This is a genomic window from Tangfeifania diversioriginum, assembly GCF_900141875.1.
GTDB classification, from domain to species: Bacteria; Bacteroidota; Bacteroidia; order Bacteroidales; family Prolixibacteraceae; genus Tangfeifania; species Tangfeifania diversioriginum.
Map to the genome: position 1 here is coordinate 1 of NZ_FQZE01000059.1, position 8670 is coordinate 8670.

Consider the following 8670-nt stretch of genomic DNA (forward strand, 5'->3'; position numbering starts at 1 on the left):
TAATATTTTGTTTGCACTTTGAAGCTAAATTGTGTGACTTTTTTGTATGTAATTTATTGACAATCAATTGTTAATATTGTTTTTCAGCAAACCTTAATTAAAGCTGAGTTTACCATTCTGGAAGAACATGTGGGCGCTGAGAACCGGAAACTGGTGGCCGGTGAAGAAGCAGGTAAAAAAGCTGCGGAGTTTTTCGACAGCGTGGGTACCGGTTATTACCACATCGACCTTCACCCCAGCAGCCAGGGCGACAACTACATCGATTTCGGCTCACTTCCGTTCCAGATACCTTTGGGTGCTTTGCTGCCACAACGTATGGATAACCTGCTGCCGGCCAACAAAAATATTGGCACCACGCACATCACCAACGGTTGTTATCGTTTGCACCCTGTTGAATGGAGCATTGGCGAAGCTGTGGGTTCTCTCATTGCTTTCGCCCAAAAGAAAAAAACATGGCCCAGGGCCGTGCGCGACAACAAAAATTTGCTTGAAGAATTTCAAAATTGGATTCGCAGCCAGGGCCTGGAAACACACTGGCCGGAAAACAATTTATAAAAATGCCTGAGGGTAGCTTATTTTAATTACAAATCGTTGTGGGTACCGTCGCAATAAGGTTTATTACCTGAATGCTTACACTGGCAAAGCCAAACATCTTTTTGTTCGTCAATTTTAAACTGCACAGGAGTAAACGGTGTGTCTTTGTGCGATCCGTCGCAAAACGGCTGGTTACTGCTTTTCCCACATGCACACCAGAAATATGTTCCGGGTTTTAGCGACTGCATCGAAGGTTGTTTTGCTGCAATTTTTGGTTCTTCCATAATACTATCTGTTTTGATTTTACAATAAAAATATTCAATTCAATTCAAATTAAAAATTTTACTGCTCAATAATTTTATAGGCCACAACCCGATTATCAAAAAAAGTAGGAACGAGCACCCAGTTGTATTTCAATGCAAAATCAATATCGGCAGTATTAATTTCCTGAGCTGTAGAATCATGAAGTTTAATATTTTCTCCGTTTTTATGGACAAAAATACGCCCCGGCCAGTTGGAAAAAACAAATTCACCTTCGTTGTTTTTTTCAAGCCCGTCAACACCACCGGTGTCGGCAATAATTTGTTTCACCTTTTTGGTTTTCACATCTACCTCGTAAACATTGTTATCACCAACATATAGTTTTCCGCCTTCGGTAAAAAGTCCGTTGGGCGATTCAAAAGGTTCACCCTCGAGCCAAACACTGAAATTACCGTTATGCAAAACATGGATTTTAGCTGTGCGCGTATCAGTAACGAAAATCATTCCGTTCATACATGCTGCAACATCATTTAAGAAAACCGCGTTTGGTGCGTCATACTTTTTTAAAATCACACCCTGTTCAATATCAATTTCAACCAGTTGATCAATGTCGGCAACATACAATTTCCCGTCATAAACAGCCATTCCTTTGGGAGCACTCAGGTTTTCAACCCATTTATATTCCTTCACGCTCCCGTCCGGATTCAAAATAGTGATAAATCCGTTTCCGTCTTTTTCTGAAGGATTATCATTAATGTTAGCCACATAAATTACATCTTTATCTTCATGATAAAGAACCGATTCGGGTGTTTTCATCTCTTCAGAAGTTTCCCAAACTTTTTCGAGTTTCTGAGCACTGGCCTGTCCGGCAAAAAGAAATAACACCATTATTAATCCCAATAAATTTGTTTTCATAATTTTACGTTTTATTTTTAATGAAAAAGTTACTATTAAAAAGTGTTTATTGCAAGTAATTGTTCATTTTGAATTGTATGAAAGCATTTATTTATTTTCTTTTGTTCCTTCCCCTTTTTGGATTGAAAAGCAATGCCCAGGAAATAAAAAAGTTTTATGTGGGCACATTTACATCCGAGGGAGCCGAAGGAATTTACCTCTGTGGTTTTGACACCAAAACCGGAGAACTTTCACTGGAAAATATATTTAAGGCGGTGGACAACCCGTCTTTTCTGAAAGTTTCGCCCGACAACAAAAATTTGTATGTCGTAACCCGGCCCGCAGTAGAAATTGAAGAATTGGGAGGTTATGTTTCTGCCTACGCGATACAAAAAAACGGCAGCTTGCAATTTCTGAACAAACAGGTTTCGCATGGCGCAGATCCGTGCCACGTTGATGTTTCGCCCGATGGAAAATTTGTTGCCATTGCCACCTATGGCGGCGGAACAACATCGTTGTATCCGGTAAATAAAGATGGAAGTTTGCAACCGGCAAGCACTACCATTGAGCACAAAGGTTCGGGTGCCGACAAATCCAGACAATCGGTGCCACATGCTCATTCTGTAAAGTTCTCGCCTTTCAGTTCAGCGGTTTTTAATGCCGACCTGGGAACCGACCAGCTTAATATTTTCGAGTTGAAAAATAATGAGTTGATACATGCAACGCAGCAATTTGCAAAAATGAAACCGGGAGCAGGTCCCAGGCATTTCGATTTTCACCCAAACGGGAATTTCATCTATGTGATTAATGAATTAAACTCAACAGTTACCGCACTGAAAAAACAAAATCAGAAATGGGAATCATTTCAAACGATTTCTACTTTACCCGATGATTACAACGAAAAAAGCTACTGCGCCGATATTCATATTTCAAACGACGGGCGATTTCTTTATGGTTCGAACAGGGGCCACAATTCCATATCGGTTTTTAAAATTGATAAAACTTCAGGAAAGCTAAACTTAATTTCAACGGTTTCAACCGAGGGTGAATGGCCCCGGAATTTTGCACTCAGCCCTTGCGGCAGGTTTTTGCTTGCAGCCAATCAGCACAGCCACAATATCAGTGTGTTTAAAATCCATCAGGAAAAAGGTACGCTTGAATTCACAGGTAATGAATTGCAGGTTCCGTCCCCCGTTTGCATTGAGTTTATCAATTAAAACGTTAACTGAACTTTGTACTAATCAGTTTTATAAACTCGTCGCGGGTAGCATTTTTCTGAAAAGCTCCGGTAAAATCGGATGTGGTGGTAATTGAATGTTGCTTTTGGATTCCACGCATTTGCATGCACAAATGCTGGGCTTCGATAACCACTGCCACGCCGAGTGGTTTTAGCGTATCCTGGATACACTCCTTAATTTGAGTTGTCAATCGTTCCTGCACCTGCAAACGACGCGAAAAAACATCAACCACCCGGGCGATTTTACTCAGTCCGGTAATGGTGCCATTAGGAATATAGGCAACATGAGCCTTCCCGAAAAACGGCAACAGGTGATGTTCGCACATGGAGTAAATTTCAATATCTTTTACGATTACCATTTGCCGGTAATCTTCTTTAAACATGGCCGAACGTAAAATCTCAACCGGATCGGTTTTATACCCCTGCAACAAAAACTGCATCGACTTGGCCACACGCTCGGGAGTCTTGTCGAGCCCTTCGCGGTTAACATCTTCTCCTATTATTTGCAGGATATTCTTATAATTGCTGGCCAGTTCGTCAATTACTGCTTCATCAAAAACATCAATTCTTTCATACCCGTTAGAATCAACTATTTTAGGTTCACTCATATCAATTGTTGTTAAATTCAACACAAAGATTAACTTTTTTTTCAGAATTAAATATGAATATTAACGGGTTTTGAGAAATATTAATTTTCAACCAAATTAATACTGCATAAACCTTAACAACAACTCTTATTCAAGTAGGAAAACCTACTGCCCGACAAACGTAAATCACTGATGCTCAACATATAAAATATCAAAAACAGCTTCCGCTCGCTCGAAATGCACTATTCAAAACAAACACCATAAAACTCAAAATCAAATCCTTACATCTAAGTGACAATAACAGCGATTCAGTTTATTGAATTTGTTAATTTTGCACATTTTTTAATAAGTGTTAAAATTTACTTTGTAGGTAATACAATAATATGAACATACAGCAGTTATAGTTTAAAACTATGCAATCCGAAGGATTGAATGCTGTACCAAATTAAACCGCTTTAAAGCAATGATAGTAATTACAGGCGCCGCCGGATTTATTGGCAGTTATTTAACCGGAAAGCTTAACCAGGAGGGCTACACCGATCTTGTGTTAGTTGACCGCTTCGACGATCCGGCCAAAGATTTTAATCTTCTCAAAAAAAAGTACCACAAATTTATTGACAGGGATAAATTCTTTAAGTGGCTGATAAAAAATGCCGCCGATGTGGATTTTATTTTTCACATGGGTGCCCGAACCGATACTGTGGGGCAGGAACCGGAACTTTACCAGCAACTCAATTTAATTTATTCGCAGCGGTTGTGGAATATCTGCTCCGAAATTCAGGTGCCACTGTTGTACGCTTCATCGGCTGCAACATACGGAAACGGCGAGGTGGGTTTTTCCGATTCGCACAACAATGTGTCCAACCTCAGGCCGCTAAATCTTTATGGTTGGTCGAAACACGATTTTGATGTTTGGGCGCTGAAACAATCGCGCACTCCCCCGTTTTGGACCGGGTTGAAATTTTTTAATGTTTACGGACCCAACGAATACCACAAAGGAAGAATGGCCTCAGTGGTGCTGCACGCGTTCAAAAAAATTAAGGAAACCGGGAAAATGAAACTTTTCCGCTCACATCACCAGGATTATAAAGATGGCGAGCAAAGCCGCGATTTTATTTTTGTTGACGATATTGCCGACGTGATGCTTCATTTTATGCACAACCAGCAACACCCTGGAATTTACAACGTTGGCACCGGAAAAGCCCGCTCATTTCTGGATTTAACCAACGCTGTGTTTACCAGCCTCGAAATGAACCCGGACATTACCTTTATTGATACACCTGTTGATTTACGCGGCAGATACCAGTATTTTACCGAAGCCGAAATTAAAAAACTGAGGGAAATAGGCTATACAAAAGAATTTACACCACTTGAAGAAGGCATTGACACCTACGTGGGAAAATACTTAAAACCAGAACTTTGCTATTAACACTTTTCATTTCTTCAACAGATACAATTGGCATTCTGAAAAAATCCTGTTACATTTAGAAAATAATTCAACACATAATTTTACTGTAAACCAATAATGAAAAAAATATTTTTTCATTTGCCATTTATTGTAATTGCCGGCGGAACAATTCTCTCCGATTATTTTCAGGAGGGATTTTTATATTTATTCAAACCTTTGATAATGGTTTGGATTGGTGCTTATTTTCTTTTTTACTCCCGCAGTATTCACAAAAAAATTGTGCAGCTTACAATGGGTGCCTTCCTGTTTTCGTGGTTTGGCGATATTGCCCTGATGTTTTCAGACAAAGGGATGGCTTTTTTTGCAACAGGAATTTTCTTTTTCCTAATCGCACAACTGTTTTATATTGTTCTTTTTCTGAAAACAATTTCAATTTCGGGGAATAAATCGTTTCTGAAAAAACAGCCCTACTGGCTGATTGCCTTCATTGCCTATGGATTGGTTTTTTCAATACTCCTTTACAACCAGTTAGACAATCTGCTGAGGATTTCCATTTTTATCTACATTTCAGCCATTCTGGCCATGTCGGCAATGGCACTTAACCGGCTGAGGAACGGGCATCCCGCAAGTTTCAGCCTGATATTTGCAGGTTCGTTATTTTTTATTGCTTCCGATTCATTTATTGCAATCAACCGTTTTCTTTACAGTTTTCAACATGCCGGGGCATTCATTCTTTTCAGCTATATTATTGCACAATATTTAATAATGAGGGGGATTTTAAAACAATACGAATAAAAAATCCCGGTTTTTCGACCAGGATTTTTCAGAAAAATTTTCTGTGATTTTTTCAGGAAACCACATAACTCCGGTTGCTCAGGTATTTTTCAAGAAAAAGTAATACTGAAGTTCCCAGTAAAATTCCGGCCACACTAAGTGGAACAGCGCCCAATTTTTCGAAAAAATTCTGGTATCCTGTTGCCACAGCGCTTGTATTTACTTCTTTCAGAAAGCTAAAGGTTTGGCCGCCAGAAATTCCACTCCCCTGCATAACGAAAACGACAGCCATTAAGCCAGCAAAAAGTGCCAGAATAATCCAGAAACCTTTGCCGAGCAGTGGTTCACTTTTCACCTGCTCAAGTGCGGCTTTTTCCTCAAAAACCCGATTCATTACCCGGTTAGAAAAATCAGGCCCGGGCGATTCAAGCTGACCACTTTTAAGGAACGCCTTCAGTTTTTTATCTTCAATTTCACGTTTCATATTCATAGTATTGTATGCAACTCGTCTTTCAACATTTCGTTCAAAATCGTGTACAGTTTTTTGCGGGCCCTGAATAGTTTCACTTTGGCATTGCTGGCCGAAAGTCCGGTAACTGTGCAAATTTCGTCAACTGACTTTTCCTCAAAATAGTAAAGCAGCACCAGTGTATATTCATCCTCAGGCAATTTTTCCAGGGCCTCTTTAATATACCTGGCCCGGTTTTCTTCCGGAATCCCGTCGAGGTTCATTTCCTCAGCCTCATCGCTAATCTGGACATCATCGGTTGAAGTAAAATGCTGCTTCTTCTTTCTCGTTTCCGAAATACATGTGTTGTATGTAATCCGGTACAGCCAGGTAGAAAATTTGGCACTTCCCCTGAACGATCCAAGCGATTTATAGGCCTTTATAAAACTTTCCTGGGCCATTTCTTCTGCATCCTCACGATTTCTAAGAACTTTTAAAGCGATGGAAAAAACGATATCCTGATACTTTTCAACGATATAGGAAAAATAGTTGGTTTCTCCACTCAATACCTTTTCTATATAATAGTTATCGTCTTTTGGCTCCATCATTTCTGGTACTTTGACGAATAAAGTTTTGTCTGGTTACAAATTTATTCAAAAGAAAGTATAAATAAAAGTGTAACCGGCCAGATAAAGCTGCGTCATAAGGTCAGAAATAAAAAATTAAAAACTTTTAAAATTAAATATCATGGAAGGAATTTTTGTACCATTATCGTTTTTTCTCGCCCTTTTTGCCATTTTATATGTGTACTGGACAACGCGGACAAAAGAACGTTTGGCCTTGATTGAAAAAGGAGCCGATGCCAGCATTTTCAAGAAACCTGCATCAAAATATGCACTTTTGAAATGGGGAATATTTTTAATTGCCCTTGCAGTTGGTGTTATTACAGGTTTTGCGCTTTCAACAGTAATTAATGAAGTAGCTGCATTTTTCACCATGATCCTCTTTTTTGGGGGGTTGGGGTTAATTGTTGCCCACTTTATTACCAATGCGCTGGCCAAAAAAGATTAGCCAAAAACAATGAAAACTTATAAAGAAAGCGGATCAAAACGGGTCCGCTTTTTTTATTCGCAGTGAAATTTTATCACCTCCCGGATAATCGACTGGCACACGGGGCAAAATTCTTTGGCAGCATTACTTTTCATACGGCAATCCATTACCGGGCTGTAAATTCCCTCGTCCATGTAACCGCCTCCTTCAAAAACACCAACTGTTTTCCTGTATTCTGCTTTTCGGGGAGTGGGAACCGGAATGTCATCCGGAACCATGTCTTTCCATTTTTTATCAAACTGAACTAATGTGGTAATATTCTTCTCCCAGGGTTCAATGTCGAGATTGTAAAAATCTTCGTAGGCCACTTCCGAGGAGTAATACTCATCGGCCAGCCCGGCAAAACCGTGCCCGAATTCATGAACAAAAACCTGTTTGGTCAATTGATTATCGGAAGAGCACACGTTGAGGAAATTATAGAATCCGCCGCCGCCGTACCGCTCGGTATTTACAAGAATATAAATATGATCGTAAGGGACATTCGCCGCGGCATCGTAAATGGTTTTCATGTCGCTGGTTGTGAGGTAGCGCGGCACATCAAATGTATAAAAGGTTGAATTGTAAAACGTATTGCGGTAAATATTTTCACCCGGAATATCAGTGCCCGAATCTTCTGAAGGTGTTAAAACGGCCCGGATATTAAAACTCTCTTTTTCCGACTTAAACGGCTCTTCTTCAAACAAATACTCCGTTACCCGCCGAGCATCTTCCAAAAATTTTTCCATCTCGGAACCGGTGTAACCTTCGGGCAGAATCACCACATCAACTTTGTTTTCAGGCGGACCGTTTTCAAGAATAGTAACTGGTTGAAATGGTTTCGGATTCTCTTTCAATATAAAATAGTCTTCCGGATCAATTTCAGTTTGGTAAATTGGTTTAAAATCGCCTTCCCACTGGCGGGCATCAATTTCGAGCCTGACCTTACTTTTTGGAAAAGGGAAAATCGCCGCCTGGTAAAAAGTCCGATCTTTTTCTTTGGCTTCGGCTGTGGTTTGCCATTCCTGAAAGAGAGTACTGAAGCCTTTGGAATAAATCAGTTTCCCGGTTTTCACATCAAAAACCCTGAACCTGTAAGTGCCAAAACCAAATGGTTCAGTTAAATTGGTTTTGGATCCGGCCCAGTGAGGTTCCTGTTTCATCAGCTGCGGATATACATTTACATTTTGGGCATTTCCACCCAGCAAAAAATCGAAACGCAATGCATTATCCGTAAAAAATTCATCAAACTCAACTTGTCCTGTTGAAAGAAATGGAAAAAAAAGAATTAATAAAATTAAGTTCATTTTCATATTCGCAGCATTTATTATTTTTGGCTAAAATTACAATACTTCGTTAAATAATTAAGCGGCAATAGTGCCATAATATATAAGTTCATTGACATGGTTTCGATTTTTAGCAGAGTATGCATTCACACCGA

11 protein-coding genes are annotated in these 8670 nt (G+C 39.7%); 5 read left to right on the plus strand and 6 right to left on the minus strand.

Annotation, left to right across the window (positions count from 1 at the left end):
- Positions 1-96 precede the first annotated feature (96 nt).
- Positions 97-555 carry an FAD-dependent oxidoreductase gene (locus tag BUC07_RS19945; RefSeq protein WP_262509510.1) on the plus strand — a complete coding sequence of 153 codons (459 nt, stop codon included), beginning with the start codon at positions 97-99 and terminating at the stop codon, positions 553-555.
- A gap of 26 nt (positions 556-581) precedes the next feature.
- Here BUC07_RS19945 and BUC07_RS19950 read toward each other — a convergent pair whose 3' ends face one another.
- Both BUC07_RS19950 and BUC07_RS19955 read right to left on the minus strand, forming a co-directional pair.
- A complete protein-coding gene (locus BUC07_RS19950; protein ID WP_073174025.1) occupies positions 582-818 on the minus strand; it encodes a CDGSH iron-sulfur domain-containing protein in 237 nt (78 codons plus the stop codon).
- Between the two features lie 58 nt (positions 819-876).
- Positions 877-1710 carry an NHL repeat-containing protein gene (locus BUC07_RS19955; RefSeq protein WP_073174027.1) on the minus strand — a complete coding sequence of 278 codons (834 nt, stop codon included), beginning with the start codon at positions 1708-1710 and terminating at the stop codon, positions 877-879.
- A 77-nt stretch (positions 1711-1787) separates the two neighbouring features.
- On the opposite strand from BUC07_RS19955, the gene BUC07_RS19960 reads away from it, so the two are divergent.
- A complete protein-coding gene (locus tag BUC07_RS19960; protein ID WP_073174030.1) occupies positions 1788-2906 on the plus strand; it encodes a lactonase family protein in 1119 nt (372 codons plus the stop codon).
- Positions 2907-2910: 4 nt separating this feature from the next.
- Here the strand turns inward: BUC07_RS19960 and folE are convergent, their stop codons facing one another.
- A complete protein-coding gene (folE, locus tag BUC07_RS19965) occupies positions 2911-3534 on the minus strand; it encodes a GTP cyclohydrolase I FolE (RefSeq protein ID WP_073174032.1) in 624 nt (207 codons plus the stop codon).
- Between the two features lie 442 nt (positions 3535-3976).
- On the opposite strand from folE, the gene rfaD reads away from it, so the two are divergent.
- Both rfaD and BUC07_RS19975 read left to right on the plus strand, forming a co-directional pair.
- Entirely contained in the window at positions 3977-4942 is a 966-nt protein-coding gene (gene rfaD, locus BUC07_RS19970; RefSeq protein WP_073174035.1) for an ADP-glyceromanno-heptose 6-epimerase, read from the plus strand.
- A gap of 96 nt (positions 4943-5038) precedes the next feature.
- On the plus strand, positions 5039-5716 hold the full coding sequence (locus BUC07_RS19975; protein WP_073174037.1) for a lysoplasmalogenase: 678 nt from the start codon (positions 5039-5041) through the stop codon (positions 5714-5716).
- 52 nt (positions 5717-5768) lie between these two features.
- Here the strand turns inward: BUC07_RS19975 and BUC07_RS19980 are convergent, their stop codons facing one another.
- Together BUC07_RS19980 and BUC07_RS19985 are read right to left on the minus strand one after the other, a co-directional pair.
- On the minus strand, positions 5769-6179 hold the full coding sequence (locus BUC07_RS19980) for a hypothetical protein (RefSeq protein ID WP_139279671.1): 411 nt from the start codon (positions 6177-6179) through the stop codon (positions 5769-5771).
- 2 nt (positions 6180-6181) lie between these two features.
- Positions 6182-6751, minus strand: a complete 570-nt coding sequence (locus BUC07_RS19985) for an RNA polymerase sigma factor (RefSeq protein WP_083578365.1) — start codon at positions 6749-6751, stop codon at positions 6182-6184.
- A gap of 139 nt (positions 6752-6890) precedes the next feature.
- Here BUC07_RS19985 and BUC07_RS19990 point away from each other — a divergent pair, with 139 nt between their 5' ends.
- Entirely contained in the window at positions 6891-7214 is a 324-nt protein-coding gene (locus tag BUC07_RS19990; RefSeq protein ID WP_073174041.1) for a DUF6249 domain-containing protein, read from the plus strand.
- Positions 7215-7267: 53 nt separating this feature from the next.
- Here BUC07_RS19990 and BUC07_RS19995 read toward each other — a convergent pair whose 3' ends face one another.
- Positions 7268-8536 carry a M64 family metallopeptidase gene (locus BUC07_RS19995; protein ID WP_073174045.1) on the minus strand — a complete coding sequence of 423 codons (1269 nt, stop codon included), beginning with the start codon at positions 8534-8536 and terminating at the stop codon, positions 7268-7270.
- Positions 8537-8670: the final 134 nt, after the last annotated feature.